This is a genomic window from Streptomyces sp. NPDC001100, from assembly GCF_053598575.1.
The window spans coordinates 83,319-109,272 of record NZ_JBSFKO010000015.1; the positions used below are offsets into that span (position 1 = coordinate 83,319).

25 protein-coding genes are annotated in these 25,954 nt (G+C 70.5%); 12 read left to right on the forward strand and 13 right to left on the reverse strand.

Annotated elements, in window-relative coordinates:
• The first annotated feature begins 6 nt into the window (after positions 1-6).
• Positions 7-1,221 carry an acyl-CoA dehydrogenase family protein gene (locus ACWDEW_RS22685; protein ID WP_450514755.1) on the forward strand — a complete coding sequence of 405 codons (1,215 nt, stop codon included), beginning with the start codon at positions 7-9 and terminating at the stop codon, positions 1,219-1,221.
• A gap of 65 nt (positions 1,222-1,286) precedes the next feature.
• Here ACWDEW_RS22685 and ACWDEW_RS22690 read toward each other — a convergent pair whose 3' ends face one another.
• Entirely contained in the window at positions 1,287-1,853 is a 567-nt protein-coding gene (locus tag ACWDEW_RS22690) for a hypothetical protein (protein WP_450514756.1), read from the reverse strand.
• 186 nt (positions 1,854-2,039) lie between these two features.
• On the opposite strand from ACWDEW_RS22690, the gene ACWDEW_RS22695 reads away from it, so the two are divergent.
• Entirely contained in the window at positions 2,040-4,034 is a 1,995-nt protein-coding gene (locus ACWDEW_RS22695) for a sensor histidine kinase (protein ID WP_450514757.1), read from the forward strand.
• 220 nt (positions 4,035-4,254) lie between these two features.
• Positions 4,255-4,953 (forward strand): response regulator transcription factor, encoded by a 699-nt coding sequence (locus ACWDEW_RS22700; protein ID WP_450514758.1) that lies wholly within the window; start codon positions 4,255-4,257, stop codon positions 4,951-4,953.
• A gap of 18 nt (positions 4,954-4,971) precedes the next feature.
• Here the strand turns inward: ACWDEW_RS22700 and ACWDEW_RS22705 are convergent, their stop codons facing one another.
• Genes ACWDEW_RS22705 through ACWDEW_RS22715 form a run of 3 tightly spaced genes read right to left on the reverse strand, consistent with a single transcriptional unit; the run spans position 4,972 to position 8,020 of the window.
• Positions 4,972-5,565: a TetR/AcrR family transcriptional regulator gene (locus ACWDEW_RS22705; protein WP_450514759.1), complete on the reverse strand. Its 594-nt coding sequence runs from the start codon at positions 5,563-5,565 to the stop codon at positions 4,972-4,974.
• A 26-nt stretch (positions 5,566-5,591) separates the two neighbouring features.
• On the reverse strand, positions 5,592-7,259 hold the full coding sequence (locus ACWDEW_RS22710; RefSeq protein ID WP_450514760.1) for a class I adenylate-forming enzyme family protein: 1,668 nt from the start codon (positions 7,257-7,259) through the stop codon (positions 5,592-5,594).
• Complete coding sequence (locus ACWDEW_RS22715) at positions 7,256-8,020, reverse strand: SDR family oxidoreductase (RefSeq protein WP_450514761.1); 765 nt, start codon at positions 8,018-8,020, stop codon at positions 7,256-7,258. The genes ACWDEW_RS22710 and ACWDEW_RS22715 overlap by 4 nt, the downstream gene beginning before the upstream one ends.
• Before the next feature lie 158 nt (positions 8,021-8,178).
• Between ACWDEW_RS22715 and ACWDEW_RS22720 the strand changes: the two genes are divergently transcribed.
• Both ACWDEW_RS22720 and ACWDEW_RS22725 read left to right on the forward strand, forming a co-directional pair.
• Complete coding sequence (locus ACWDEW_RS22720; RefSeq protein WP_450514762.1) at positions 8,179-9,408, forward strand: exo-beta-N-acetylmuramidase NamZ family protein; 1,230 nt, start codon at positions 8,179-8,181, stop codon at positions 9,406-9,408.
• A gap of 81 nt (positions 9,409-9,489) precedes the next feature.
• The gene (locus tag ACWDEW_RS22725; RefSeq protein WP_450514763.1) at positions 9,490-10,851 is read left to right on the forward strand and encodes a serine-threonine protein kinase; all 1,362 of its coding nucleotides are present in this window, start codon (positions 9,490-9,492) and stop codon (positions 10,849-10,851) included.
• Here ACWDEW_RS22725 and ACWDEW_RS22730 read toward each other — a convergent pair.
• Positions 10,840-13,623: a penicillin acylase family protein gene (locus tag ACWDEW_RS22730; protein WP_450514764.1), complete on the reverse strand. Its 2,784-nt coding sequence runs from the start codon at positions 13,621-13,623 to the stop codon at positions 10,840-10,842. The two genes, ACWDEW_RS22725 and ACWDEW_RS22730, sit on opposite strands and share 12 nt — an antisense overlap.
• Before the next feature lie 221 nt (positions 13,624-13,844).
• Between ACWDEW_RS22730 and ACWDEW_RS22735 the strand changes: the two genes are divergently transcribed.
• The gene (locus ACWDEW_RS22735; protein WP_381245756.1) at positions 13,845-14,447 is read left to right on the forward strand and encodes a hypothetical protein; all 603 of its coding nucleotides are present in this window, start codon (positions 13,845-13,847) and stop codon (positions 14,445-14,447) included.
• A gap of 155 nt (positions 14,448-14,602) precedes the next feature.
• Here the strand turns inward: ACWDEW_RS22735 and ACWDEW_RS22740 are convergent, their stop codons facing one another.
• Positions 14,603-15,409 (reverse strand): G1 family glutamic endopeptidase, encoded by an 807-nt coding sequence (locus ACWDEW_RS22740; RefSeq protein WP_450514765.1) that lies wholly within the window; start codon positions 15,407-15,409, stop codon positions 14,603-14,605.
• Between the two features lie 239 nt (positions 15,410-15,648).
• Here ACWDEW_RS22740 and ACWDEW_RS22745 point away from each other — a divergent pair, with 239 nt between their 5' ends.
• Together ACWDEW_RS22745 and ACWDEW_RS22750 are read left to right on the forward strand one after the other, a co-directional pair.
• Positions 15,649-16,566, forward strand: coding sequence for a hypothetical protein (locus ACWDEW_RS22745; RefSeq protein ID WP_450514766.1), 918 nt, complete (start codon positions 15,649-15,651; stop codon positions 16,564-16,566).
• 36 nt (positions 16,567-16,602) lie between these two features.
• Positions 16,603-17,331 carry a 3-keto-5-aminohexanoate cleavage protein gene (locus tag ACWDEW_RS22750; RefSeq protein ID WP_450514767.1) on the forward strand — a complete coding sequence of 243 codons (729 nt, stop codon included), beginning with the start codon at positions 16,603-16,605 and terminating at the stop codon, positions 17,329-17,331.
• Here the strand turns inward: ACWDEW_RS22750 and ACWDEW_RS22755 are convergent.
• Complete coding sequence (locus tag ACWDEW_RS22755) at positions 17,313-17,774, reverse strand: GNAT family N-acetyltransferase (RefSeq protein WP_450514875.1); 462 nt, start codon at positions 17,772-17,774, stop codon at positions 17,313-17,315. The two genes, ACWDEW_RS22750 and ACWDEW_RS22755, sit on opposite strands and share 19 nt — an antisense overlap.
• A gap of 198 nt (positions 17,775-17,972) precedes the next feature.
• On the opposite strand from ACWDEW_RS22755, the gene ACWDEW_RS22760 reads away from it, so the two are divergent.
• Positions 17,973-19,040: an RNA ligase (ATP) gene (locus tag ACWDEW_RS22760; RefSeq protein WP_450514768.1), complete on the forward strand. Its 1,068-nt coding sequence runs from the start codon at positions 17,973-17,975 to the stop codon at positions 19,038-19,040.
• A 16-nt stretch (positions 19,041-19,056) separates the two neighbouring features.
• Here the strand turns inward: ACWDEW_RS22760 and soxR are convergent, their stop codons facing one another.
• Entirely contained in the window at positions 19,057-19,578 is a 522-nt protein-coding gene (gene soxR / locus ACWDEW_RS22765; protein WP_450514769.1) for a redox-sensitive transcriptional activator SoxR, read from the reverse strand.
• Positions 19,579-19,703: 125 nt separating this feature from the next.
• Here soxR and ACWDEW_RS22770 point away from each other — a divergent pair, with 125 nt between their 5' ends.
• Positions 19,704-20,165 carry a MaoC family dehydratase gene (locus tag ACWDEW_RS22770; RefSeq protein WP_362972400.1) on the forward strand — a complete coding sequence of 154 codons (462 nt, stop codon included), beginning with the start codon at positions 19,704-19,706 and terminating at the stop codon, positions 20,163-20,165.
• A 25-nt stretch (positions 20,166-20,190) separates the two neighbouring features.
• Here ACWDEW_RS22770 and ACWDEW_RS22775 read toward each other — a convergent pair whose 3' ends face one another.
• The 3 genes from ACWDEW_RS22775 to ACWDEW_RS22785 all read right to left on the reverse strand — a co-directional run bounded on the left by ACWDEW_RS22775 (position 20,191) and on the right by ACWDEW_RS22785 (position 22,346).
• Positions 20,191-20,814: a TetR/AcrR family transcriptional regulator gene (locus ACWDEW_RS22775; protein ID WP_093624869.1), complete on the reverse strand. Its 624-nt coding sequence runs from the start codon at positions 20,812-20,814 to the stop codon at positions 20,191-20,193.
• Between the two features lie 73 nt (positions 20,815-20,887).
• Positions 20,888-21,133, reverse strand: a complete 246-nt coding sequence (locus ACWDEW_RS22780) for a YiaA/YiaB family inner membrane protein (RefSeq protein WP_450514770.1) — start codon at positions 21,131-21,133, stop codon at positions 20,888-20,890.
• Positions 21,134-21,194: 61 nt separating this feature from the next.
• The gene (locus ACWDEW_RS22785) at positions 21,195-22,346 is read right to left on the reverse strand and encodes an acyl-CoA dehydrogenase family protein (RefSeq protein ID WP_450514771.1); all 1,152 of its coding nucleotides are present in this window, start codon (positions 22,344-22,346) and stop codon (positions 21,195-21,197) included.
• Positions 22,347-22,453: 107 nt separating this feature from the next.
• Between ACWDEW_RS22785 and ACWDEW_RS22790 the strand changes: the two genes are divergently transcribed.
• Positions 22,454-23,095: a TetR/AcrR family transcriptional regulator gene (locus tag ACWDEW_RS22790; protein ID WP_450514772.1), complete on the forward strand. Its 642-nt coding sequence runs from the start codon at positions 22,454-22,456 to the stop codon at positions 23,093-23,095.
• A gap of 83 nt (positions 23,096-23,178) precedes the next feature.
• Here the strand turns inward: ACWDEW_RS22790 and ACWDEW_RS22795 are convergent, their stop codons facing one another.
• Positions 23,179-23,607 (reverse strand): acetamidase/formamidase family protein, encoded by a 429-nt coding sequence (locus ACWDEW_RS22795; protein ID WP_450514773.1) that lies wholly within the window; start codon positions 23,605-23,607, stop codon positions 23,179-23,181.
• Positions 23,608-23,862: 255 nt separating this feature from the next.
• Between ACWDEW_RS22795 and ACWDEW_RS22800 the strand changes: the two genes are divergently transcribed.
• On the forward strand, positions 23,863-24,846 hold the full coding sequence (locus ACWDEW_RS22800) for a DMT family transporter (protein WP_450514774.1): 984 nt from the start codon (positions 23,863-23,865) through the stop codon (positions 24,844-24,846).
• Between the two features lie 10 nt (positions 24,847-24,856).
• Here ACWDEW_RS22800 and ACWDEW_RS22805 read toward each other — a convergent pair whose 3' ends face one another.
• On the reverse strand, positions 24,857-25,939 hold the full coding sequence (locus ACWDEW_RS22805; RefSeq protein WP_450514775.1) for a Zn-dependent alcohol dehydrogenase: 1,083 nt from the start codon (positions 25,937-25,939) through the stop codon (positions 24,857-24,859).
• Positions 25,940-25,954 lie beyond the last annotated feature (15 nt).

A 25,954-nucleotide genomic window follows, 5' to 3' on the forward strand; every position in this document is an offset into this window, starting at 1 on the left:
TCCACCATGGACTTCGCGTTCGACGCACGCACCGAGGAACTGCGCGCCAAGCTCCTGGCCTTCATGGGCGACTACGTCTACCCGGCCGAACCGGTCGCCGAGGAGCAGCGCGCCCAGCTCGCGTCACCCTGGGACACCCCGGCCGTAGTAGGCGAGTTGAAGGAAGAGGCCCGCAGCCAAGGCCTCTGGAACCTCTTCCTCCCCGACGCCGGGTACGGCGCCGGACTGACCAACCTCCAGTACGCCCCGCTCGCCGAAATCACCGGCCGCTCCCCGCACTTGGCGCCCACCGCGCTGAACTGCGCGGCACCGGACACCGGCAACATGGAGGTGCTGTACCAGTTCGGCGACGAGCAGCAGAAGAAGCAGTGGCTGGAGCCGCTGCTGGCAGGCGAGATCCGCTCGGCGTTCGCCATGACAGAACCAGAGGTGGCCTCCTCGGACGCCACCAACATCACGACCCTCATCGAGCGGGACGGCGACGACTACGTCATCACCGGCCGCAAGTGGTACATCTCCGGGGCGATGAACCCGGACTGCAAGATCTTCATCGTGATGGGCAAGACCGACCCGGACGGCGCCGACATCCGCCGCCAGCAGTCGATGATCCTGGTCCCGCGCGACACCCCGGGCGTGACCGTCAAACGCGCGATGCAGGTCTTCGGCTACGAGGACCACTCCCACGGCGGCCACGCCGAGGTGATCTTCGACCACGCGCGCGTGCCGGCGACGAACCTGATCGGCGAGGAGGGCGGCGGCTTCGCCATCGCCCAGGCACGGCTCGGCCCGGGCCGTATCCACCACTGCATGCGGCTGATCGGCATGGCCGAGCGGGCGATCGAGCTGATGTGCCAACGGGCCGTGTCCCGCGTGGCGTTCGGCAAGGCGCTGGCCCAGCAGGGCGTCGTCCACAACTGGATCGCGGACGCCCGGGTCGCCGTCGAGCAGCTGCGGCTGCTGGTCCTGAAGACGGCCTGGATGATGGACACCGTCGGCAACAAGGGCGCCCACGCGGAGATCCAGGCCATCAAGATCGCCACGCCCCGCACGGTGGTCGGCATCCTCGACAAGGCGATCCAGCTGCACGGCGCGGGCGGTGTCAGCCAGGACTTCCCGCTGGCCGAGCTGTACGCGAGCGCCCGCACCCTGATGCTGGCCGACGGCCCGGACGAGGTGCACCAACGGTCGCTGGCGCGGCGGGAGTTGAAGAAGTACCTGTAAGAAAGCACGAAGGGGCTGGAAGGGGTGTGAGCACCCCCTCCAGCCCGTTTCCCCCGAGGCGATGGTCAGTTGGGCGTGCTCGCCTTCAGCGTCCAGCCCTGCCGGCAGGTGTGACCGAAGGTGCCGATGTCACAGCCCTCGACAATGAAGACGTAGGCGCCGGTGTTCTGCTCCCGCACCCGGATCCGGCCGCCGGTGCCGCCGCCGAACTCCCGCTGGGTGCCCCCGGGATCGGACGCGCTGGTCCAGCGGACCAGGAACGAGTCGTAGTGATGCTCCGGGGCCGTCGTACCCCAGCTGAAGTAGGCGTAGCCGCGGTCCTCCCACGCGGCGACGACCATGTTCGAGCCCTGGCGTGGCGACCAGGTGGCGGTGCCGTAGGTGAAGTACTGGCGCTTCCCGGCGTAGGCGCCGTTCAGGTACACGTCCCTGGTACCGGTAGTAGGACACCCCAGCCACCCACCGGCCCCGCCGAGCGCGCTCCAACGCTGGTAGATGTGCGGCTCGTTCACCGCGATACCGCACGCCGCCCGCGCCGGTGTCTGCGCGGCGGCCGGCACCGCCGCCGTGCCGCCGAGAGCGAGCAGGGAGCCCAGGACAACGCCGGTCAGGCGCCGCTTCGTTGACAGCATGGTGTTTCCCCCGTTGGTTCCTGTCGTCCGGTCCGGCGGTGCGCCCGCCGTTCCACTGCTACGAGCATCACGGCGACGGGGGCCGGGAGTTGAGGGGAAGCCCCCGGGCATCGCCGGGGACCTCTCCCGGGTGGTCCGGGAAGCGTTCCCATGACACCCGGGTGCCGCGCCCCCACGATGGGAGGCATGGAAGACCGCGACGGGCGCACCCGGCCCCACTCGGCCGCCGCGTATGCGCTGTTGGGGCTGGCCGCACTCCAAGTGGCCGTCGGGTCGGTCGCGTTGGCGGTGGCCGACGTCCCCGTCGCGGACCTGGTCCACTACGACATGGTCGTCGACCTGGCGGTGGGCCTCGCCTACCCGGTCTGCGGCACGGTGATCGCCCTGCACCGCCCCCGCAACCCCATCGGATGGCTGCTGATCGCCTACGGCCTGGGACACGCGTTCACCGGCATGTCGATCGGACTGGCCGTCCAGGGGCTGCGGTTGGGCTGGTCGCCGGAGCTGCTGCACGCGGTCACGACCGTCGGCCGCCACACCTGGATCCTCGGCAGCTCCACGGCGTTCGTGCTCGTGTTCTTCCTGTTCCCCGACGGCAGGCTGCCCGACCGCCGCTGGCGCTGGGCCCTGGCCGCCCAACTCCTCTCCTCCCCACTGGACTTCGCGATCTGGGCCCGGGACGACTGGGGCCTGTTCCGCGGCACGCCCGCCCAGCCCTCCTACCTCCCGGTGCCGACCGGCTGGATGCCCGTGCTGCGGGACGTCGAGACCGCCAAGGCCTGCCTGGTACTGGCCGCCGTGTTCGCCGTCATGGCCGTCCGCTACCGGCGCGGCGGCGAACAGGACCGCCGCCGACTCCTGTGGCTCATCGCGGGCATACTGCCCCTCGCCCTGAGCGTGGCCCTCCAGATCCTCGGCTTCCCGGCCGTCTACACCTCGTGCTGCACCCTGTTCCTGCCGACCGCCATCATGATCGCCGTGGTCCGCGAGGAACTCCTCGACATCCGCCTCGTCGTCTCCCGCAGCCTCCTCTACGGCACCCTCACGGTCGGCGTGATCGTCACCTACGTCGGCCTCGTCACCTCCGTGCAGGCCCTCCTCAACCCCGACCCCGCCCTCCTCGGCCCGGCGTTGATCACCGTCACCCTCGCGCTCGCCTTCGCCCCCGCCCGCCGTCTCCTCCAACGCATGGTCGACCACGCCCTGTACGGCGACCGGCACGACCCGGTGCGCGCGGTCTCCCGCATCGGCGAACGGCTGGCCGGCACCGGGGTCGACGGGGTCCCGGAGGCGGTCGGCGAGGCGCTGCGGCTGCCGTACGTCTGCGTGGAGTCGAAGTCGGGTGTGACGGACGGCAGTTGGGGCGAGCCTGGCGAACGCATCCATGCCATACCGCTCGACTACGACGGCCGGACCGTCGGCGCGCTGGTGATCGGACTGCGCCCCGGCGAACAACAGCCCACCCCGGCCGACCTGGCCGTACTCGAACTGCTCGCCGTACCACTGGCCGCCGCGCTCCACGCCACCGATCTCACAAGGCAGTTGCAACATTCCCGGGAGCGGATCGTGGCCGCGCGCGAGGAGGAGCGGCGCCGGATCCGCCGCGATCTGCACGACGGGCTCGGACCGACCCTCGCCGGAGCGGCCTTCCAGGCGGACGCGGTCCGCAATCTGCTGGCCTTCGATCCGGAGCGGGCCGCGGTGCTGCTGGCCGAGCTGCGGTCCGAGGTCGGGGGCGCCGTCGCGGAGGTGCGCCGGCTGGTGGACGGGCTACGGCCCCCGGATCTCGACCAGTTGGGGCTGCTGGGCGCGCTGCGGGAGCGCGCGGTACGGCTGTCCTGGCGCGCGGACGGGATCCCGCTCCAGGTGCGGGTCCAGGCACCCGAGCGGCTGCCGGCGCTGCCCGCCGCCGTGGAGGTGGCCGCGTACCGCATCGCGATCGAGGCCCTGACCAACGCGGCCCGGCACGCCCGCGCCTCCCGCGTCGACCTGCGTATCGAGATCGGCGACGGGCTGCGCCTGGAGGTGTGCGACGACGGTTCACCGACGGGCGAGGAGACCGCGTGGACGCCGGGCGTGGGCATCACGTCGATGCAGGAGCGTGCGGCGGAGCTGGGCGGGCGGTGCGTGGCGGGACAGGGGCGGGTGGTGGCGACGCTGCCGCTGGGAGGAGCGCTGTGACGGGCCGGCCACCTGGCGACGCCGACGCTGGGAAGCGCGCCGCGACGGAGCGCGCACCTGGCCACGCCGGCGCTCCGAAAGGCACTGCGACAAACCGAGCACCCGGCAACCCCGGCACCGGGAGACGCACCGCGACAGAGCCAACACCCGGCCACGCCGGCGCTGCGAATAGCGCTGCGGCAGAGCGAACACCCGGCAACGCCGCCGTTGGGAGGGCGCTGTGACGGATCGGGAACCTCGCGACGACGAGGACACCGGCGCGCTGCGGGTCGTCCTCGCCGACGATCATCCCGTGGTGCGCACCGGGCTGGCCGCGCTGCTGGAGTCCGTGCGGGACAGGAGCCCGCGCGTGCGGGTCGTCGGGGTCGCGGCGAGCGGGCGGGAGGCGGTGCGGGCCGCGGTGACCCTGCGTCCGCACGTGGTGGTGATGGACATCCGGATGCCCGATCTGAACGGCATCGAGGCGACCCGGGAGATCGGGCGGGTGGCGCCCAGGGTGGCCGTGCTGATGCTCACCATGGTCGAGGAGGACGACTCGGTGTTCGCCGCGATGCGGGCGGGCGCCCTGGGCTATGTCCTCAAGGGCGCGGGCCAGGACGAGATCGTCCGGGCGATCCGCGCGGTGGCCGCCGGTGAGGCCATCTTCGGTCCCGGTGTCGCCCGGCGCGTGCTCGGACAGCTCAGCAGGCCGCCGGACCGGCCCGACCCGTGCCCGGCGCTCACCCCGCGCGAACGGGACGTACTGGCCCTGATCGCCGACGGCCAGCCCAACTCGACGGTGGCCACCCGGCTGGGTCTGTCCCCCAAGACGGTCAGCAACCACATGTCGGCGGTCCTGGCCAAACTGGGCGTCGCGGACCGCGCGGAGGCGGCGGCGTGGGCCCGGGAGGCGGGGCTGGGCCCGACGCCCGAGCCGTAGACCTCCCGAGCCGTAGACCTACGGCCGCAGCGCCCGCAGCAGCAGGTCCGCGAGGTGGTCGGCGACCTCCTGGGGGCTGAGCGGGCCGCCGGGCCGGTACCAGGTCGACAGGTGGTGGACCGAACCGAAGTGGTAGTCCACGACGAGGTCCGCCGGGGTCGCCGTGGAGAAGACACCCTCGCGCTGACCCTCCTCGACGAGCGCGCGGAAGCGCTCGTGGTAGCGGCGGCGCTCGGCGCGCACCTGCTTGTTCTTCTCCGGGCTCAGATGGTGCATGGACCGGAAGAAGATCGACGCGTCGTCGAGATTGTCGATCGTCGTCACCACGACATCCGCGGCGGCGTCCCGCAGCCGCTTCTCCACCGGCTCGTCCGCGTCCGCGAACACCTCCAGGCGCTCCATCTGGACGCGCAGCACGCGCGCGTACACCTCGTGCAGGAGGTCGTCCTTGGAGCCGAAGTAGTGGTAGAGCGCCCCCTTGGTGACCCCTGCGGCCTCGACGATCTCCTGTACCGAGGTGCGGTCGTAGCCCTGCTCGGCGAAGAGCCGGGTGGCGGCGGCCAGCAGCCGCTGCGGGACGGGAGCCCCGTCTCCGTCGGTCGTCCTGGGCACTGCCGCCACCTGCCTTTCCTAGGTGTTCACTCGCTGTCGTGCGACCGGGAACGCAGTTCCCGCCGGAGGATCTTCCCACTTGCCGTCTTCGGCAGCTCGGGCAGGATCTCCACCTGGCGCGGGTATTTGTAGGCGGCCAGTCTCTCCTTGCAGTACACGGCGAATTCATCCGGGTCGGTTTCGGCGCCCGGACGGAGACTGATGTACGCCTTCACCGTCTCGCCCCGGTACCCGTCCGGCACCCCGACGACGGCCGCCTCGCGCACCGCCGGGTGGGTGTACAGCACGTCCTCGACCTCGCGCGGCCACACCTTGAAGCCGGACGCGTTGATCATGTCCTTCTTGCGGTCGACGACGTACAGCCAGCCCTCCGGGTCCATGAACCCGATGTCCCCGGTGCGCAGTTCACCGTCCGGGAAGGTCTCGGCCGTGGCCTCGGGGCGCCGCCAGTATCCGGGCACGACCTGCGGCCCGCGTACGACGATCTCGCCCTGCTCGCCGAAGGGCACCTCCTCGCCCTGGTCGTCGACGATCCGTACGACGGTGTCGGGCCCGGGCAGGCCCACGGCGAGCGTCCCGGACGCCGGGTCGACGGGCGCCTCCAGCTGGGGCGGCACGGAGGCGCAGGGCGCGGTGCACTCGGTGAGGCCGTAGCCGTTGCGGATGTACGGCCCGAAGCCGGCCCGGAACTTCTCGACCAGGGCGGGCGGCACCGGGGCGCCGCCGGAAGAGATGGTCCGGAAGGACGCGAAGTGGTCCGGGGTGACGTCCGGGCGCGCGGCGAGCGCCATGAAGGCGGTGGACGGGCCGACCGTGTAGTGGGGCCTGTGCTCGGCGAACGCGTCGAGCACGACCCCGCCCTCGAAGCGGTACACCAGCACCAGCGAGCCCCCGCTGACGAGCGAGGCGCCGAGTTGGCACACCATCCCGGTTATGTGGAACAGCGGTGCCATCGCGAAGTACACGGGCGGGTCCGGCAGTTCGAGCCCGGTGCGCTGCCGTTCGGCGTTGTAGAGGATGTTGCCGTGGGTGTTGGTGGCGCCCTTCGGGGCACCGCTCGTCCCCGAGGTGTAGCTGATCAGCGCGATGTCGGAGGGCGCGGGGGCGGGGACATCCGGTGCCTGGTGGCCCTGGCGGGCGACGGCGACAAGGTCCTCGGCGTCGGAGGCCTGGGGGAGCCGCTCGAAGGTGAGAACGCGCGCGTCCCCACGGCTCTGGAAATCCAGCTCGCACGCCGTGAGCACGACCCGCACCGGCGAATCGGCCGCGGTGTCGCGCAGATACGACTCCCACGCGCGGTCCGAGCAGATCAGTGCGGCCACCTCACCGTCGCGCAGGACGTGGGTCACCTCGCCCGACTTGTACATCGGGTTGACGGGCACGACGATCGCGCCCGCCTTCCAGGCGCCGAGCAGCGCGATGACGAAGTGCGGCGAGTTCTGGAGCAGGACGGCGACCCGGTCGCCGTGCTCAATCCCCCGCGCGGCCAGATACCCGGCGACGGAGTCACTGAGCTCGTCGACCTCGCGATAGCTGAGCCGGCCGTCGAAGTAGGTGAGGAAGGTGCGGTCGGGCGTCCCGGCGACGACCCGCCGCAGGGCGTGCACCAGCGAGTCGTCGGGGCTGATGGGCCCGCGCTGGGCCTCGTTGAGCAGGCCGAGCCAGGGCCGGGCGGCATAGCGGGATTCGGTCATTCGCCGGCCTCCCACTTCTGCTGGATGTGGTTCATGGTGGTCAGCCAGCGGTCCGGTTCGGCGGCCCTGTGCTGGTAGAACCCGGCGACCTCGGGGTGCGGCAGGATCAGGAAGCGCTCCTCCTCGATCCCCTTCATCAGGGCGTCCGCGACGGCGTCGGGCTCGATCGCGGTCGGCCGGAGCACCAGGTCGCCCGCGCTGCCGCTGGCGGACAGCATGTCGGTGCGGACGCCCTGGGGGCAGATGGCGTGGACCTTGATCCCCCGGTGGCGGTAGGTCAGCGACAGCCACTCGGCGAAGGCGTAGGCGCCGTGCTTGGTGACGCTGTAGGGCGCGGCCCCGATCATGGTGAGCAGCCCGGCGGCCGACACGGTGGACACGAACCGCCCGTTCCCCCGCTCAAGCCACCCCGGAATCAGCGCCTCCGCGGCTCGCACATGGGCCATCACATTGACGTCCCAGGCCTGGGCCCACACCGCCTCACCGGCTGCTTCGGAGCCGCCGGAGCCGACCCCGGCGTTCGCGCAGTAGATGTCGACGGTCCCACCGAGAGCGTCCCGGGCCGCACCGACAACGGCCGAGGCATCCCCCGGCACGGCGGTCCCGCCGATCTCGTCGGCAACGGCTTTCGCCCGGTCACCGTCCAGATCGTTGACGACGACCCGGGCCCCTTCGGCGGCGAACCGCCGCGCGAGCGCAGCGCCGATGCCACCCCCGGCCCCCGTGACGACTACCCCGGCACCCTGAACGGCTTCCACCATCGGTCTCCTTCGACTCCGGCCCCAATGCATGGCCAGACTAACCGGTCGGTATGTAACACCGGAAGGGCAGATTCGTTTGGGGGCGCGGGGAACGGCGCGACCAGCCACACAGGGCCCGCAGCCGACGATTCACATGCGGCAGCCCATACCGTGCCGACATGCCCCTCACCAGAAGAACCCTCCTGGCAGCGACCCCGGCGGCAACCCTCACTCCCACACTCCCCAAACACGACAAACCCGGCACTCTGCGAACCGGCTTCGAACAACTCGTCGCACACGACTACGCCCAGCTGAACGGCCGACGCATCGGAATCGTCACCAACCCCACCGGCATCACCAGTGACGCCCACCACATCGTCGACGTCATGCACGCCAGCCCCCACGTGAACCTCACCGCGGTCTTCGGCCCCGAACACGGCTTCCGGGGCACCGCACAGGCGGGCGGCTCCGAGGGCCGCCACACCGACCCGGCCACCCAACTCCCGGTCTACGACACGTACCTGAAGAGCGGTCAACCACTCGCCGACGTCTTCAGGGCCTCCGGCGTCGACACCGTCGTCTTCGACATCCAGGACGTCGGTGCCCGCTTCTACACGTACATCTGGACCCTGTACGACTGCATGGAGGCGGCCCAGGTCGCCGGCAAGCGCTTCGTCGTGCTCGACCGCCCGAACCCGGTGACCGGCCGTACCGCCCAAGGCCCGGTCCTGCACCGGGAGTTCGCGACCTTCGTCGGCCGGCAGCCGATCGCGCAGGCGCACGGGATGACGGTGGCGGAGCTGGCCCGGTTGTTCAACGGTGAGTTCCTGAAGACACCCGTTCAGCTGGAGACCGTACTGATGACGGGCTGGAAGCGGTCGGAGTTCTACGACGCCTGGTCGCTGCCGTGGGTGCCGCCGAGCCCCAACGTGCCGACGCCGGACACGGCGCTCGTGTACTCGGGGACGTGTCTCCTCGAGGGGACGAACCTGTCCGAGGGGCGCGGGACCACCCGCCCCTTCGAACTGCTCGGCGCGGAGGGCATCGACGGCCGTTGGGCGGCGGCGGTGAACCAACTCGGCCTGCCCGGTGTGCACTTCAGGGAGGCGTACTTCGCGCCGACGTTCTCCAAGTTCCAGGGGAAGACGGTCGGCGGGGTGCAGATCCATGTGCACGACCGGGCCGCCTTCGACCCCGTGCGTACCGGGATCGCGCTACTGGTGACCGCCAAGAAGGTCTGGAGCGGCTTCGGTTGGCGCTCGGACCACTGGATCGACAACCTCACCGGGTCGGCGCGGGTGCGGACGGCGATCGACGCGGGCGCGGGCACCGACGAGGTGGTGGCGGGGTGGCAGGAGGAGTTGAGAGTGTTCCGGGGTATTCGAACTGAATACCTCCTCTACAAGTGACTCGCGATGTATGGCCAATCTTCACCGGTAGCGGGACGATGCGCCCACATTGAACCGCTCCGGGGGACGAGGAGGCCGGTCATGGCGGATCCGGCGATGAGTGTGAGCCCGTACTGGGAGTTGACCTTCGACGCCGGCGGGGACGTCGACCAGGCGGAATACGATCGTCTGCTGCGTGAAGTACGGCAGCGGGGGGTCGGTGACCTGATCGTGTTCTCGCACGGGTGGAACAGTCAGCGTGCCGGTGCCACGAAGCTCTACAGCCGCTTCTTCGCACCGATTCCGAAGCTCGCGCCGAAGGCCCGCATCGGGTACGTGGGCGTGATCTGGCCATCGATGGAGTTCCCGGACCAGCCGATCCCGGACTTCCCGCACACAGCGGCCACCATGGCCGGGCCTCCGGCCCCGGCGCTCGACGACGACACCCGGCACGCGCTCCTCGAAGCCTTTCCGGGGAACGCGACGCTGATCGACCAGATCGCCCGCATGCTGGACCAACAGCCCGCCCAGGACGCCGAGTTGGAGGAGTTCGGGCGGCTGGTGCGGACGCTCGTGGAGGTGGTGCCGCCCGGGCCGCAGGCACAGTTCGGCGCGGACACGATGGCGGAGGGGCTGCCGCAGTGCGAGCCGCGGATGCTCGCCGTCGGCTGCACGGCCGAGGTCTGCGACCAGTTCGCGCAGGCTCTTGAGCATCTCGCGTCGCCTCAACCACCGCGCACCGGCCCGGAGTTCACACTGCCGAACCCCTGGAAGGGGGCACGGGAGCTGCTGCGGCAGGCGGCGTACTACGCGATGAAACGGCGCGCGGGCACGGTCGGCGAGCGCGGGCTCGGGCCGGTGATCGGGCGGCTCGCGGGGGTGGCACCGGACGTGCGGGTGCATCTCGTGGGGCACAGTTTCGGTGGCCGCCTGGTGTCGTTCGCGCTACGCGGTCTGCCCGAGGGGGTGCACTCGGTCAAGTCGGTGACGCTGCTCCAAGGGGCCTTCTCGCACTACGCGTTCGCGTCCCGGCTGCCGGACGACGCGCGCACCGGGGGTGTGCTGCAGGGGCAGCAGAACCGGGTCGACGGTCCGCTGGTGTGCTGCTACTCGCACTTCGACTCGGCGCTCGGCACGATCTATCCGCTGGCATCGCGGATGGCGGACGACGACTGCTCGTTCGCCGCGTTCGAGATCGACCGGGTGCTGGGCGACAAGTGGGGCGCGATGGGCCACGACGGAGTGCGGGCGGTTCCCGGCACCCGCACCCTGACCCTCGCCGAGGCGCTCGACTCCCCACTTCCCACATCGGGTTGTGTGAACATCGACGCGTGTGCGGTGGTGTGCCACGGTGGCGCCCCGAACGGGGCGCACAGCGACATCGTGCACCCGGAGCTGGCCCGGGTGGTGCTTGCGGCGGGCCGGATCGGCCGGCCCGCCGCCGCTACGGCGTCACCGGTGTGACGTGTACTCCACCACCTGCTGGAAGGTGGGCCGGTTCTGCCAGCTGATGTTGTAGTGCTTGATGCCGCCCAGGGTGCGCTGGACGATCGAGTCGGCGCACCACTGGTCGCCCGCCGAGCACAGCGAGTCCCCGGGGTAGACGGTGGACGCGCTGGTGCCGGCCGCCGTCTTCAGGGTGCTGATGAGGATGTCCCGGCAGGCGCTGAGGCTGCCGCCGCCGCAGTACTGCTCGGCGAGCGGTCCGGAGACGGTCTGCCCGAGCACCGACCGGATGTCCTTGTCGACGTAGCTCCACCAGCCGTACTGGAAGGAGCTTCCGGCGTGCGACCCGGTCGGACCGTGGGCGGCCGAGGGGGTCTCGTCGATGTACAGGTTGTTGGTGAACGCGGTGTACAGGCTGTCACCGAGGCCGGGTTGGAACTCGGCCTTGACCAGCAGCGGCCACCAGGCGTCGAGGATCCGGATGGCGTCGGAGTTGGCGTAGGTCTTGGACCCGGCCGAGGTCTCCGTGCGCTTGCCGCCCGCGGTCAGCCAGGTCTGCAGCTTGGTGACGGCCGCCGCCGCGGTGGTGTCGGTGACCGTGCTGCTGTTGACGACCTTCAGGAGGTCGGGCAGTACGTCCTCGGCGCGCAGATCGGTGAGGGAGGCGTCCGACATGGCCTTCACCAGCGAGGATCTGGTGACGCCGCCGGCCGCGACGAGTTTCTTCACCCGGTCGTCGAGGAGGTTGCCGCGATGGACGGAACCGTCTCCCCAGCTGGCCGTCGTGTAGTTGAGGGCCTGTTTGTTGTTCCAGGAGATGTAGTAGTCCTGGTCGATGGAGTTGGGGTGCGCCGAGGCCGGGGTGTAGTCGGAGGTGTTGGTGGTGGGGTCCCAGTTCTGCCACTCGTAGGCGGCCTGGCCCCAGACCGGGAACTCGGGGTCGACACCGCTGGGCCGCACCGGGTTGTTGCCGCTGTTGTAGTAGGCGGTGTGCTGGGAGTCGGCGTAGAACCAGTTGAACGTGAAGTTGATGTGCTGCGCGGCGGTCTGGAAGGTCGCCGGACTCTTCACGTAGTCCGGGTCGTTGAGCATCTGGAAGCCGATGATCGAGTCGGCCTCATGCATGTAGGAGGAGCGCAGGGTGGTGTAGGCGACCTTTTTCCCACCGACGGTCGCTCTGTATTCGACGGGTCCGTACTTGGTCTTCCACACTCTCATCGTGTACGACCCGGCCGCGGTGCCGTCGGCCGTGGTGGGCTTCCAGGAGTTCTTCTGCTCGATCTCGTCCATGGCCGTGCAGGTGCCGTGGAAGAGGTAGTGGTAGTCGTCCGTGCAGAGTTCGACGGCGTAGGTGTCGATGATGTCCTGGCCGGAGGTGGTGGCGGACCACGAGTAGTCCTGGCCGCGGCCGAGTTCGACGTACATGCTCAGGCCCGCGAAGGAGGCGCCGCGGGCGCTGATGCCCGGGCCCTGGATCTCCTGGAGCATGAGCAACTGCGGTGCGAAGTAACCCGTTTGGGGTCCGAAGACGGCGATCGGGTGGCCGCTCGCGGTGTACTTGCCGCTCACCACAAGGGCGTTGGACATCCCGCGCTTCGCGGAGCTGAGGGCGGTCGCGGTCGCCGCGGCGGAAGCGGCGGAGGCGCTCTGGTCGGCGCCGGTGCCCGTTGCGTCGTAGACGAGTGGCTCGGTCGTCACCGAACCGGCGTCAGGCAGGGCCTCGCCCTGGGCGGTGGTGGGCTTGGTGCCGTACGGGAAACTCTCGCCGTTGTGGACGGTGAGGACGGCCTCGGGGTCGTTGCGTTCGCGGAAGGACTCCCAGACCTTGGTGCCCTCGGTCACGCCGTACTTCTCCTGGGCGGCGAGCAGGGAGATGGCGTTGTTGACCTCGCCGCCACCGCCGGAGCCGAACAGGGTGCCGATGACGGAGGCCAGCGCGACCAGGTCGGTGATCTTGAAGTGGTCGATCGTACCGGCGTTGGTGATCGAGTCCTTGTGACCGGTGAGGACGTACTCGCCGGGGAAGTAACGGCCGCTGTCCGAGGCGTCGATGTAGGCGTTGATGCCGGCCAGGTAGGCGTTGGCGTCGGCGAGGGCCTGCTGGCCGCGGGCGCCGTTGTTGGCGACGGCGTTGTCGATCTGGGACTGGAGCTCGGCCTCGGAGTACGGGGCGTTGCGGTAGAACTCCTGCTCAAGGCCCTGGTTGGAGGTCGCGCCGCCGGCGAAGGTGGTCAACTGGCCGCGCCCGACGTGCCGGAAGACGTCCATCAGCCACAGCCGGTCCTCGGCCGCCGCGTAGCCGGCGCCGTACTCGGTGCCGTAGCGCGTGGTGCCTGTGATGTGCGGCACACCGGTCGCCTTGTCGCGGACGATGGTCACATCGGTACGGCCGCTGGGGTTCTCGGTCGAGGCGACGTTGGCGGCGGGGACCCCGAACGAGGCGTCGTTGAAGAAGGTGTTGATCTTCGCGTCGGTCAGCGTGGAGGCGCCCGTGGCCAGGTTGGCGTAGGGGCCGAGCTGGTCTTCGGCATGCGCGGGCTGGGAGCCGAAGGCCTGATTGAGGAGGATCTGGGCGAGGGTGGCGTTGCCGTTCTCACCGGCCGGGAGGATGTCCGAGCACTGGCCGCCGCAGTAGTCGTTCGAGGCGGTCGCGGCCGTGGCGGTCCCCTGGGCAAGAGGAGACAAAAGGGCGGCAATGAGGGCGCATACGGATGCGGCCTTCAGGAACCCGGGGAATCTGCCGGGAGTTCTCAGTCTGTCGAGCAAGTTACGTGGGGTGCGCCGAGGCATGGCGGCTCCTACCGACGGGGGTGTGGCCGGACGTTACCGCCGGTATCCCCGGGATTGAAGATGAACATGCGTCAAGTTTTGGATGGGCGGGAGCGGCTTATGGGGGCCATCGGAAATCGGATGGAGCCAAATCGCTTGTCGATACGTCTATTCGGCGACGTCCGTACGACGACGCCGAGGTGACCGAAGTACAGGTGCAGGTGTGACGGAGGTGCAGGGCGATGGCCGGTTTCCGGAGTCTGGCGAGACAGGTGCGAGACCCTCGGTGCGATCTGGCGCTGCGGCGCTACTCGCTGCGCAAATGCCTTGAGCGGTTCGCCCCTTATGGACACAGGGCGACCTGGGACCACTTGAGCTCCCGGGCCGGGTTCGGACCCGAGGACCGCTCCCCCGACCCGGCGCGGCTCGTGGCCGCACTGGACGAGCTGGAGGAGGCGCGCAAGGTCTGGCTCGCCTATGAGGCGGGGTTCGCCGAGCGCCGTAAGAAGGAGAAGCACGACGGGCTGCGCCGCCCGGGCAGCGTGGACGACTGGCACCGGCTGACCTGGGGCGGCTTCGGTGTCGCCTGGTGCGACGACCCCCGTCTCCACCCCCATGAGCCACTGGCCGAGGTGCTGCGACGGCTGATCGCCGCCCTGGAGCGCGAACCGGGTTCCGTGTGCCCGGTGTGCGCCGGGGAGCGCCTCCTGTGGAAGTACGACCTGGCCCACGAACCGTCCTCGGGCCCGGTCTGCACCGACTGCGGCATCGTCGTCCCGCGTCCGGTGCTCACGCCCGAGGCCCTGGCCTACGCCAGGCGCGGACGACTGCTGATGTCGGCCTGAACCGGGGCGAATCGAAGAAGGGCGCCAGGGGTGCGCCGGGGATGCCGCACCCCATATTGACGCAGCCGATTTGCGCTTGCCGATGCAACGGCCGGGGCTGCCGACGGCGTTCCGTCGACAGCCCCGAAGCGGTGCGCCGCAGGCGCCGGCAGGTGTCAGCTGGCCTTCCAGACGTCGGCGAAACTTCCGCCGGAGATCGAGCCCGGCTGGGCCCGTACGGCGGAGCTGCTGCTCTTCGTCATGACGATCTCGTTAGGCGAGAAGGTGTCCAGGTTGCTGCCGTTGGCCTTGGCGCCGGTGAAGGTCACGGTGCCGAAGTCGGCGAGGCTCGCGACCGAGCCGCCGACCTCGGGGGCCTCCGCGATGACCTCGGCGGAGGCGTTCTTGAAGCCGGACGAGCCGGCGTGCGTGGTGGTCTTGGTCCAGCCCTCGGTGGAGTCGGCGAGGGTCATGGTGAAGGTGGAGCCGGTGTAGGTCACGGTCGCGGTGAACTTGTCGCCGCCCTTGACGGTGACACCGGAGTACGCGCTCTCGGAGGCGGGCAGCACCTCCCACCAGGCGCCGTAGGTGGCCTTGCCGCCGATGCAGTCGGCCTCCGTACCGGTCTGCTCCAGCGCGGAGTTGCTGTAACCGTCGAGGCCGACCCAGAAGGACGAGTACGTGGTGGCCGAGCCACAGGTGACGGTCGGCTGGGTCCAGGAAGAGGTCACCGACGTGTAGGCGCCGGTCGATCCGACGGCCGCGTAGCCGGACCAGTTGGTCGACGAGACGGTTGCGTTGACCTTGCCGGGCTTCGCGAGCCCGCGCAGGGTGTGGCTCTCGTGGCTCGCTATGGACTGGGTGAGCTGGGCGGGGGTGTTCGAGGCGGCGCTGGGCTCGGCGGCGAGTGCGGGAGTGGCGAGGGCGGCGGTGAGGGCGGCGGCGGTGACGAGAACGGACCCGGCGGAAGATCTCGCGGACATGACTCTCCGTCATTCGAGGGGGTGGGGGGACTGCCGTGACGGCAGTGGACAGCAGCTTCCGCGAGCTTGCATGGGCCTGACAAGACAGCCAAGGACCTTCAGTCTTGCGGGAATTGGCGCGGCAACACCCGGGAAATCTGACAGGTTCATTCAAGATTGATCCATCGCCGGGAAAGACTGACCAAACTTCGGGGCAACGCTCTTCCGCCCCAGGACGGCCCTGACCTGAGCTGGAGTACGTGACTTCCGGATCCGAGACGATGCCGTTCCACGAGGCGCTGCGCGCGGCCATCGCGGCCAGCGGGCTGAGCCTGGACCGGATCCAGGACCGGCTGCTGCGCCGCGGTACTCCGGTGGCCTCGGCGACGCTCAGCTCCTGGCAGTCCGGGCGCTACCAGCCCGAACGGCAGCGGTCGTTGGCGGCGCTGACCGTGCTGGAGGACGTACTGCGGCTGCCGCCCGGCGCGCTCACCGGACTGCTCGGCCCGCCCCGGCCACGAGGGCGCTGGCTGCCACCGGTCGGCGACCACCCGGATCTGGCCCGGGTCTGGTCGGACCACCGCGACCTGACCGCCACCCTCGCCGCGCTCGACACCCGCTGGGACGACAGCCTGACCCGGCTCAGCTGCCACAACCGGGTCGACGTGGCCGCCGACCGCAGCATCCGCTCGATGACCAGCCGCCGGCTGCTGCGCGCCGAGGCGGACGGCGCGGACCGCTGGATCGCCCTGTACCGCCTCGACGCCCCCGGGCCGCTACCGCGGCTCCGCCCGGCGGCCCCGGCCCGGCTGGGTACCGTCGTCGAACTGCCCGCCGAGGGGCTGGTGGCCGCGGAGTTGCTCTTCGACCGCCCGCTGGCCCGCGGCGAGACCGTGATCGTCGACTACACGGTGGAGCACCGGGACCCGCGCCCGTACTCGCCGCGCGCCGAGACGACCATTCACGTCCCGATGCGCGAACACCTCCTGGAAGTCCGGTTCGCGAAGGGGGCGTTGCCGCGCGCGTGCTACTCGTTCCGCACGAACGGCCTCGACTCCCACGCCGGTGGAGCGCGGCCCAGGGAGCAACGGCTGCGGGTGGACGCGTCCGGGTCGGTGCACACGGTGGCGTTGGGCGTGGGGCCCTGCCGGGTCGGGATTCGGTGGGTATGGGCGTGAGCGGGCGTTGTCAGTGGCGGGTGGCACCATCGAGGCATGGTGCAGGTCTGTCTCAACGGGGTCCGTGGGGCCGTCGACGGGGTGATGGTGCCGGTCTCGCCGGGGGCGATGGCCGACTCCGCGGCCGAGGCCGTCGCGGCGGGGGCCACGGAGGTGCACGTCCACCCCAAGTCCCCTTGCGGGGGCGACACGTTGTCGCCGCGCGTCCTCGCCGTGACCCTCGACGTGATACGGGCGCGGGTGACTGTGCCGGTCGGTGTGACCACCGGTGCCTGGGCCGAGCCGGAGCCCGCCGCCCGGCTGGAGCGGGTGCGCGGCTGGACGGTGCTGCCCGACCACGCGTCGGTCAACTGGCACGAGCCGGGCGCCGAGGAGGTCGCGGCGGTGTTGCTGGACCGGGGTGTCGGCGTGGAGGCCGGCATCTGGTCCGGCACGGACGGGGCCGCCCGGTTCGCCGTCTCGCCGCTCCGCTCGAAGGTGCTGCGGGTCCTCGCGGAGGTGACCGACCCCGATGCGGACACGGCAGAAGCGTCCGCGCGAGCCCTCCTCGCCGACCTCGACACCGGTCACGGCCGCCCGGTGCTGCTGCACGGCGAGGACGGCGGCGCCTGGCCGGTGCTCCGGCTCGCGGGGCGGCTGGGGCTCGCGACCCGCATCGGCCTGGAGGACACCCTGTACCTGCCGGACGGTGAACGGGCCCTGTCCAACGGTCAGTTGGTCGCCGAGGCGCTGGTGCAGTACGGGTGTCAGGACGGCGCCGCGTAACAACTGACGGCCACCGTCTGCTGGGGGCTCCATCGCTGCTCGACGGTGGCCAGCAGTTCCCAGCCCAGCCGTTCGTACAGGGCTGCCGCGGCGGTATCGGTGGTGACGACGTCGAGCACCGGATGAAGGCCGTGCCGCCGCGCCTCCCGCACCGCCCGGCCGATCAGCAGTGCGCCGATCCGATGTCCCCGCGCCTCCGGAGCGACGAACAGTCTGCCGACCACGGCGGTCGTACCCGACGGCACCCCCGTCCGCTCGCCCCACAGCACCGGTGCCAGATCGTCTTCGCCCGCGGGTGCCAGACAGACATGCCCGACGAGGCGGCCTTCGAGTTCGGCGACCCAGGCGCCCAGCGAGGGACCGTGGGTCAGCCACTCACCGGGCCGGTCGGGCCAGTTGACCGGATAGCCGTCGTGCGCGTGGACCTCCGCGAGAATCCTCACGCACTCCTCGACATCACCGTCGGCCCTCTCCCGGATGGTCACCCCGGAATGGAAACACAGGCCACGGAGCCACGACCAACCGGTTTCGCCGCCGGCCGCGGCCCGGCCCTAGCAGCCCATATTCGACTCGCTCAACCCGGTTTCTTGTCAGGACAGTTGAGGACGATGAAACCCAACTGAGGAACCCGAGGAGCCCCGATGTCGACGCTGCGCGTCACCGCCGAAGTGCTGACCGTCCACGAACACCCGAACGCCGACGCCCTCGAACTGGCCCAGGTCGGTTTGTACCGGGCCGTCGTCGCGAAGGGCGCGTACCGCACCGGTGACACCGCCGTCTACATCCCCGAGCAGTCCGTGCTCCCGGCCGCGCTGATCGAGGAGTTGGGGCTGACCGGGCGCCTCGCGGGGAGCAACTCCGACCGGGTCAAGGCGGTGCGCCTGCGCGGTGAGCTGTCGCAGGGCATCGTCTGCCGGCCCAAGGCGCTCGCCGACGTGGACCTTGCCCGGGCCGCCCTGGACGGCACCGACTTCGCGGAACTGCTCGGCATCGTCAAGTGGGTGCCGCCGATCCCGCCCACGATGGACGGGGACGTCGAGTCCGCGCCCGATCTGCTGCCCTGGGTGGACATCGAGAACATCCAGCGGTTTCCCGGGATATTCGAACCGGGCGAGGCTGTGGTCCTGACCGAGAAACTGCACGGCTCGGCGTGCCTGCTCACGTACTTCGCCGAGGACGGCCGCGTCCAGGTCTCCTCGAAGGGCTTCGGCGCCAAGTCCCTTGCCCTGAAAGAGGATCCGCGCAATCTGTACTGGCGGGCCGTCCTCGGCCACGGCGTCCCCGAGGCCGCCGCCCGCCTCGCCGAACGGCTCGGCGCACGCCGGGTCGGCATCTTCGGCGAGGTCTACGGCGCGGGCGTACAGGACCTCACCTACGGCGCCGACGGCCGGCGCGGCACCCTCGGGTACGCCGTGTTCGACGTCTCCGCCGAGATCGACGGAACGGTGCGCTGGCTGGACTCGGCCGAACTCCTCGCCGGGGACCTGCCGTTGGTGCCACGACTCTACGAAGGGCCGTACGACATCGAGCGGGTGCTGGAGGTCGCGAACGGCCGCGAGACCGTGTCTGGGCGTGGACTGCACCTGCGGGAGGGCGTCGTGATCCGCCCCGCCGTGGAGCGCTACAGCCCCGTGACCGGCGGCCGGGCGATCGCCAAGGCGGTGAGCGCCGCGTATCTGACGCGGAAGGGCGGCACCGAGTACGAGTGAGGCCCGGCGCCGGGCCTCACTCGCGCTCGCCGGGACCGGGATCCGACGTCCGGTCCCGGGGAGCGCGACCCTTTCGGCGTTCTCCCGGTTCCGTCATCAGCCGTGAACCCGCGCCCCGTTCGCCGACCACGTCGTCCGGGTTGGACAGGACGCAGGTCGCCAGGGAGAGGCAGCCGCAGCCGATGCAGTCGGTGAGATGGTCGCGGAGGCGGTTGAGCTGCTTGATGCGTTCGTCGAGTTCGGAGCGCCAGGCCTCGGAGAGGTGGGCCCAGTCCTCGCGGGTCGGGGTGCGCTCCTCGGGGAGTTCGGCGAGCGCCTCGCGGATGGTGGCCAGCGGGATGCCGACGCGCTGGGCGGCCCGTACGAAGGCGACCCGGCGCAGGGTGTCACGGGTGTACCGGCGCTGGTTGCCCGTGGTGCGGCGGCTGCTGATCAGACCCTTGGCCTCGTAGAAGTGCAGGGCGGAGACGGCGGCGCCGCTGCGGGCGGCGAGTTGCCCGACGGTCAGCTCGTGGATCTTCTCGGGAATCTGGGGCACCCCTCGAACCCTACCCATCCACCGACACAGGTGTTCCGTTGACAGCGGCCCGGCATACGACCATGCTAAGCAGTTGCTTAGACATTTCGAGACGCGTGATGCTGGATGACGTGAGAGGCCGGGACATGGCAGAGCCGAGGATCTTCACCTCCGTCGACGACCTGCGGGCGGCGGTCGGGGAGCAGTTGGGGTACACCGACTGGCTGGAGGTGGACCAGAAGCGGATCGATCTGTTCGCGGACGCGACGGGCGACCACCAGTGGATCCACGTGGACCCGGAGAAGGCTGCCGCAGGTCCCTTCAAGACGACCATCGCGCACGGCTACCTGACCCTGTCGCTGCTCCCGCTCTTCGGACCGCAGCTCATCAAGGTCGAGGGCGTGAAGATGGGTGTCAACTACGGGACGAACAAGGTCCGTTTCCCCGCCCCCGTCCCGGTCGACTCCCGGCTGCGCGCCACCGCGACGATCACCGGCGTCGACGACGTACCGGGCGGCGTCCAGGTGACCGTCGCGTTCACCGTGGAGCGCGAGGGCGGCGACAAGCCGGTGTGCGTGGCCGAGTCGGTGTCGCGCTACTACCTCTGAGCGGCCGAATCCCGCACGACAGCGGCTAGTTGGCCCCCACCATCCGCAGTACGAGGTCGGCGTAGAGCGCGCCGACCTCGTCGGGTGTGCGGGGTCCGTCGAGGCTGAACCAGCGGGCCACGTCGATGCACAGCGACAGGATCGCGAGGGTCGTGCCCTTCACGTCCGGCACGTCGAAGGAGCCGTCCGCGACCCCGTCCTCGACGATCCCGCGCACCTCGGCGTCGACCTGCCGGCGCAGCGCGAGGATCTCGGCGCGGGCGTCCGGGCCGAGCGAGTCGAGTTCGTACTGCACGACCCGCGCGGTGGTACGGCCGCCCGCGTGCCAGCGCACGAAGGAGCTCACCGCGTCGGCGAGCCGCTCGGCGGCGCTGCCCTCGCGTGCCGCCGCCGTCCGCAGGATGTCGAGGGCCTTCTCGTGGCCGATCCTGCTGATCCGGTGGAGCAGCTCTTCCTTGGTCTTGTAGTGGATGTAGAGCGCCGCCGGGCTCATCCCGGCGCGGCCGGCGATGTCCCGGGTGGTCGTCGCGTGGTAGCCGCGCTCGGCGAAGGCCTCCACGGCGGCGATCAGCAGTCGCCGGGCCGCGTCGGGCGTGACCTCTGCCCAGGCCTGCGGGTCCCCCGCGGTCGTCTCCTCCGCCGTACTCATCGCTCGTAAGCCCCTCTCGGTGACAAGGGCTCCACCATACCGCCGAACCTGAGCGAGCGCTTAGTCTCCCCGCTCAGAGCTTTTCGAACGGGTTGTAGGTGCCGCGCGTCCCCTCCTGCCGGTCCCGGATCACCTTGGCGAGGGTGAAGGAGGAGGTGACCAGATACAGGACGGCGATCGCGAGGAAGGCCCGCACCCAGGCGTCGGCCTGCAGCTTGAAGATGCCGATGGCGGTCGCCGCGATGGCGACGGAGAAGGATGCGACGGCCTGGCCGTAGAAGGCGGCCGTGTTCTGCGGTTTGCCCGATGCTTCGCTCATGGGGACAAGCGTCCGCTGCTACGGCCGCCACCACATCCGTCCGCGTACTCAGCTGACGTACTCAGAACGCCGAAATCCCCGTCAGCGCGCGCCCGATGAGCAGTTTCTGGATCTGGCTGGTGCCCTCGTAGAGGGTCATCACGCGGGCGTCGCGCAGCAGCTTCCCGGCCGGGTACTCGTCGATGTAGCCGTAGCCGCCGAAGACCTGGAGCGCGTTGTTCGCGGCCCGCACGGCCGCCTCCGAGGCGAAGAGCTTGGCCTTGGAGGACTCGGTGGCGAAGGGGAGCCCCCGGTCGACGAGGTCGGCGACCCGCCAGGTCAGCAGCCGGGCCGCGTCCACGTCGACGGCGATGTCGCTGATGAGTTCCTGGACGAGCTGGTGGTGGGCGATCGGCTTGCCGAACTGCTCGCGCTCACCGGCGTAGCGGACCGCGGCGTCGAGCGCGGCCTGGGCGATGCCGACACAGCCAGCGGCGACCGACATCCGCCCCTTGGCCAGCGCCGACATGGCGACCGAGAAGCCCTTGCCCTCGGAACCGAGCATGGCGGCTGCGGGGACACGGACGTCTTCGAGGACCAGTTCGGCGGTGGCCTGGCCGCGCAGGCCGAGCTTGCCGTGGATGGTGCGGCGGGTCAGGCCGGGGCTGTCGGTGGGCACGAGGAAGGCGGAGACGCCCTTGTGGCCGGGGGCGTCGGTGGAGCGGGCGAAGAGCAGTACGACGTCGGCCCAACTGCCGTTCGTGATGAACATCTTGGTGCCGTTGACGACGTAGTCGTCGCCGTCACGGACCGCGCGAGTGGTGAGGTTGCCCGCGTCGGAACCGGTGCCGGGTTCCGTGAGCCCGAAACAGCCCACGTACTCGCCCGAGGTGAGCCCCGGCAGCCAGCGCCGCTTCTGCTCCTCGCTCCCCCAGGCCGCGATCGACTTGGCGACCAGGCCGAGCGACACGGAGACGATGCCGCGCACGGAGGAGTCGCCGCGTCCGAGTTCCTCGGTGACCAGGCAGTACGCGAGATGGTCGCCGCCCGAGCCGCCGTACTCCTCGCCGATGGTCAGACCCAGGAAACCGACCCCGCCGAGCTTCTTCACGATCGAGCGGTCGACCTCCTCCGCGCGGTCCCACGCGATGACGTGCGGGGCGATCTCACGGTCGACGAAGTCCTTGGCGAGCCGCCGTACGGCTTCCTGCTCCTCACTCAGTCCCAGGTCCATCGCGCGTCACCCCAAGTGGAAGGCCGTACACCGGCTGCTGCACATTGACTACTGCACATTTAAATTAGCACTGCTAGTTTCGGTCTCGCAGCCCTACTATGTGCGCCATGGCCCGACCGCGCAAGCCCCTCCTCAGCACCGACCGGATCGTCGAGACGGCTCGCGTCCTGGTGGACGCGGAGGGGCTGGCGGCCGTCTCCACGCGCCGGCTCGCCGCCGAGCTGGGGGTGAGTGGGCCCTCTCTGTACAACCACTTCCGCACGAAGGACCAGATTCTGGAGGCGGTCGCGGACTCGGTGAGCGCGCAGGTCGATCTGTCGATGTTCGAGGACGGCCGCGACTGGCGTACCGCGCTGCACGACTGGGCCGTTTCCTATCGGTCCGCGCTGCGGGACCACCCGAACATCGTGCCGGTGCTGGCGACCGGGCCCGGGCGGCGGCCGGCGGGGCTGCGGCTCGCGGACGCGGTCTATGGGGCGATGGTCGATGCGGGGTGGCCGCCTGCGCAGGCCACGTCCATCGGGGCGTTGATGCGGTACTTCATCATGGGGTCGGCGCTGGGGTCGTTCGCCGGGGGGTTCGTGGACGACGCGAGCGCGTACGACCCTGCCGACTATCCGCATCTTGGGCAGGCGCATCTGCTTGCCGAGCAGCAGGAGAAGGTTGACGAGCGGGCTTTCGAGGTGGGGTTGGCCGCGCTGCTGGACGGGTTGGCTGGGCAGTTCTCGGAGATGCAACGCGGGGCTTAGGTTCTGTCGTCTGCCGGGTGCGGGTCCGTTGTGGCTGGTCGCGCAGTTCCCCGCACCCCTGGGGGGGTGCGCCGTACCGTGACTCAAGAGGTGCGGAGGAACACCTTCGGCAGGTATGCCGGAACGACCCGGTTCGGGGCGTCCACGACCTCTGTGATCCCCAGGTCCACGGCCACGCTGCACAGGACGTATGCGTCGATCGGGTCGAGGCCGTAGCGGGTGCCGAGGTGGTCGATCATCGCGCGGGTCGCGTCCTGGGCCGCCTTCATGAGGTCCGGTGCCACGCCCGTCGTGGCGTAGTGGTCGACACGGTCGGAGCCGGTGCGGAGCGGGCCCGCCGTTTCGAACTGGGGAGCCGCGATGCGACGGCCCTTGTGCAGGCAGATGCGGGCCGCGCCCGACAGGGACGCCTCGATCGCGCTGACGCACAACTCGTCGAAGCCCGCGATCGCGTCGACTGTCGACGTCGGGCCGAACTGGCCGTCCGTCGCCTCGGTGAGGTCGAACGACACCGTGTCCCCGTCCTCGACCTACAGCACGGGCTCGTGCTCGGTCGACCACAGGCGATGCACGGGCTTCGGTACGGGGTGGTGGCTCATCCGACCGTCCTCACCTGTAGGCACTTGTGCCGGACTCTGCCCCTCCCAGAGAGTCGACATCCAGCCTCATTGGTAATGAATTTGACCTTAAAGGCATCACACCTGCCCTCCGAACCTGCCGTCCGATTTCCGCTAGCATCGCCGTCCCGCCCCACCTAGCCTCGGGCCATGAAGAAACCCGTACGTCCCGCCGAAGCGACCGCCGCCGCAGCGGCCGCTGTCGTCAGCGTCGTGCTCTGGGCCTCCGCCTTCGTGTCCATCCGGAGCGCCGGGGCCGCCTACTCGCCGGGAGCCCTGGCCCTGGGACGGCTGGCGAGCGGAGGGCTGGCGCTGGGGGTGCTCTGTCTCGTACGGCGGGAAGGGGTGCCGCCCCGGTCCGCGTGGCGGGGGATCGCGATCTCGGGCGCGCTGTGGTTCGGCTTCTACATGGTCGTCCTGAACTGGGGCGAGCAGCAGGTCGACGCCGGTACCGCCGCTCTCGTCGTGAACATCGGGCCGATCCTCATCGCCCTGCTCGGCTCACGGCTGCTCGGTGACCCGATGCCGCCGCGGCTGCTCGCGGGCATGGCGGTGTCCTTCGCCGGTGCGGTGACCGTGGGGCTGTCGATGTCGGGCAAGGTCGGTTCGTCCGTGCTCGGCGTGGCGCTGTGTCTGCTCGCGGCGGTCGCCTACGCCGGTGGGGTCGTCGCCCAGAAGCCGGCCCTCGGCCGTGCCAGCGCGCTCCAGGTGACGACGTTCGGGTGTCTCATCGGTGCGGTGCTGTGTCTGCCGTTCGCGGGGCAGCTCGTCCAGGACGCGGCCGACGCGCCCGTCTCCGCCACGCTCAACATGGTCTATCTGGGCCTCTTCCCGACCGCCCTCGCCTTCACCACCTGGGCCTATGCCCTCGCCCGTACGACCGCCAGCCGCATGGGCGCGACGACGTACGCCGTGCCGGCGCTGGTCGTCCTGATGTCGTGGCTGGCGCTCGGCGAGGTACCGGGGCTGCTCACGCTGGCCGGCGGGGTGCTGTGTCTCACGGGTGTGGCGGTGTCCCGGTCCCGGCCACGCGCGAAGGCGGAGGCGGAGCAGGCCACCTCCACCTCCACTTCCACCTCTACTGCCCCTGCCCCTGCCCCTGCCATCGACCCGGAGCCCGAACAGGTCCCGTAGGCAAGGCGGTTCAGAACACCACCAGTGCCCGTCCGCCCTTCCCCGCCACCATGTTCTCGAACGCCGCCGGAATCCCGGCCAGTTCGATCCGTTCCGTCACCAGTGCGCCCAGGTCCAGGCGCCCGGCCAGCACATGTTCGGCGAGCACCGGCAGGTCCTTAGCCGGGTCGGAGTTGCCGTAGACACAGCCGCTCAACGTCCGTCCCCAGTGGAAGAGTTCGAGGGCGTTGAAGGTGACCTGCTGGTCCTTGCCGCCGATGCCGACGACCGTGGTGCGGCCGCCCCGGCGGGTGGACTCCCAGGCGGTGCGGATGGTGACCGCCCGGCCGACGCATTCCACGGCGACGTCGACGCCCTGCCTGCCGGTCAGGGCGCGGATCTCGCGGGCCGTGTTCTCGGAGGCGACCACGTAGTCCGTCGCTCCGGCCGCGCGCGCCAACTCCTCCTTCTCCGGGGAGACATCGACCGCGACGATCTTCGCGGCACCCGCGATCCGGGCCGCCTGGAGCGTCGAGAGGCCCACTCCGCCGACTCCGAAGACCGCGACCGTCTCGCCCTCCCGGACCTGCGCCGAGTGGTGCACGGCGCCGTAGCCGGTGAGGACGGCGCAGCCCAGAAGTGCCGCGTCCGTCAGCGGGATTCCGTCCGGAAGGGGCAGGACACAGGCTGCGGATACGACCGTCTCCTCGGCGAACGCCGCCACGTTCAGGCCGGGATGGAGATCGCTGCCGTCGGAGGCGCGGTGGGCGTAGACATCGGCGGCGCCGTTGAGCGCGTTGGCGCAGAGCCAGACCTCGCCGAGCGTGCAGGCGTGGCAAGTGCCGCAGGACGGGGCCCAGTTGAGGACGACCGAGTCGCCGGGTGAGACATGGGTGACGTCCTCCCCCACGGCCAGCACCGTGCCCGCGCCCTCGTGGCCGAGGACCGCCGGGACCGGGACGCGCATGGTGCCGTTGGTCAGGGACAGGTCGGAGTGGCAGACCCCGGCGGCCGCGAGGCGGACACGGACCTGGCCGGGGCCAGGGGCCGGGAGGTCGATCTCGGCGATCTCCAGCGGAGCGCCCACGGCGGGCAGTACGGCGGCGCGGACCATGCGAGGCCTCCTGAA